At 45.7% G+C, this 1,883-nt stretch carries 2 protein-coding genes; both read right to left on the minus strand.

Features of this window, described 5'->3' with window-relative positions; translation table 11 throughout:
* Positions 1-22: 22 nt before the first annotated feature.
* Positions 23-940, minus strand: coding sequence for a hypothetical protein (locus tag ACT3TU_RS14075; protein ID WP_318779299.1), 918 nt, complete (start codon positions 938-940; stop codon positions 23-25).
* 64 nt (positions 941-1,004) lie between these two features.
* A complete protein-coding gene (gene dapB / locus ACT3TU_RS14080) occupies positions 1,005-1,859 on the minus strand; it encodes a 4-hydroxy-tetrahydrodipicolinate reductase (RefSeq protein ID WP_192523703.1) in 855 nt (284 codons plus the stop codon).
* Positions 1,860-1,883 lie beyond the last annotated feature (24 nt).

Below are 1,883 nucleotides of genomic sequence, written 5' to 3' on the forward strand. Positions count from 1 at the left end.
TTTTTAAATAAAGAATAAACAGCTATTGAACCAACAGCTGAATGGGCGCGTCATTACTACTATTGATTTGATGATTACCAGCATAACTTGAATCTTGGTGTTGGCTATTTTGAGAGATTTGTCCGATCGTTACCCACTGTCCGCGTGGTACGATAATGGTGCTATTAAGTTTTTGGCTTTTGATAGCAGGGTTTTGATTATGTGATGAGTTAGAACGCGTTAATTTTTCTTCTACTTGCGAGAGTTTAACTTCGACTTGCCCATTCGGTAGCAGCCTTGGTGTGACTGCCACACCCTGAGTCGTTGGCAATAGTACTTGTTGCTGAATAATAATCTGCCCTACTGGGCGATGATTGCTTGGATAAGTATTGGCAGCGTAATTCTGAGTTAACGAATAAAGTGTGCCCGTACTGATGCTGGCCGCACTGCCAGACAGCGTTTGCACTTGATACAGACTGCTATTCTGCTGCTGGCTATTACGCTGATTAATGACACCTGTACCTTGAATACCTCGATTACTAATAATCACCCGCCCTTGCTGAATATTGCTTTGGCGATTGTCAGTATTTCCCACACGAACCGCGACCGTTACTGCTTGGGGCTGAGTATCAATTTGTGTGAGTAATTGCCGCACTGCCTGATAATTGGCCTCTGTGGTTTGCAAAACCAATTTATCTTGATAAGTGGCAACGCTTCCTCCATCTTGGCTGTTATTTAGCTGCTGACGAACAGTGGGTAATAATGCATCCCCGCCATAAGTGTCGATGACGTAAGTTTGATAAGTGGCGGCTTGGGCGACCATCGGGGCCAGCGCTAATGACGATATGATGACCAAGGGCGCTGAACCAAGTAGCCGTTTTAGTTTTGTTGGCCGCCGATGGCGAGCGCGATTATATACATTAATAACGCTCAATTTTTTGCTATATCGCTGTTGTTTCACGCTATACCTCTTATGATAGTCAATAATCATCACACCATAACACTTGGCTTATTCACTCATTTATTTACTCATTTAATCCCAATACATCTTGCATATTATATTGCCCTGCTTTTTGCTGTACTACCCAAGTGGTGGCACGCACAGCGCCCGCAGCAAAGGTCATCCGTGCCCGCGCGCGATGGGTAATCTCAACCACTTCGCCATCAGCGATAAACATCACGGTATGATCGCCGACAATCTCACCACCACGAATCGCATGAATGCCGATGGTACCTGATTCGCGCTCGCCTGTTTGTCCTTCGCGCCCATAAACGGCGACGTCTTTGAGGTTTTGCCCACGCGCATTTGCCACTGCTTCTGCCATCATAAACGCCGTACCCGATGGTGCATCGATTTTGTGTTTATGGTGTGCCTCGATCACTTCTACATCGGCATCAGTACCAAAAGCTTTGGCTGCCGTTTCTAACAATTTTAGAGACAGGTTAACGCCTGTTGAATAGTTACCGGCATAGACGATAGCGATTTTTTTACTCGCATCATGCAGTACTCTTTCTTGCTGTTCATTGAAGCCCGTCGTTCCAATCACCATCGCGACGTCATGCTCGGCACAAACTTGCATGTTTTGTTCAGTAGCATCTGGCAAGCTAAAGTCAATTAACACATCGATGTCGTTAATGACGGATTGTAGGTCATCCACTATCTGCACCTCTAAACAACCTATCGCTGCCACTTCCCCAGCATCAGCCCCAACGAGGCTTGAGCCTTGGCGCTCAATCGCAGCATTTAGAGTCGTTTGGGGGTTGTCTTGTACCGCTTCGATAAGCATACGACCCATACGACCGCCGGCACCGATGACACCGATTTTAATGGCTTCTTTATTCGTATTATTCATGGCTTGTTTATTTGTTTGTTGGCTCATACCTTTATCCTAAACACTTTATTT

It is taken from the genome of Psychrobacter sp. AOP3-A1-26, from assembly GCF_052378235.1.
Taxonomy (GTDB): domain Bacteria; phylum Pseudomonadota; class Gammaproteobacteria; order Pseudomonadales; family Moraxellaceae; genus Psychrobacter.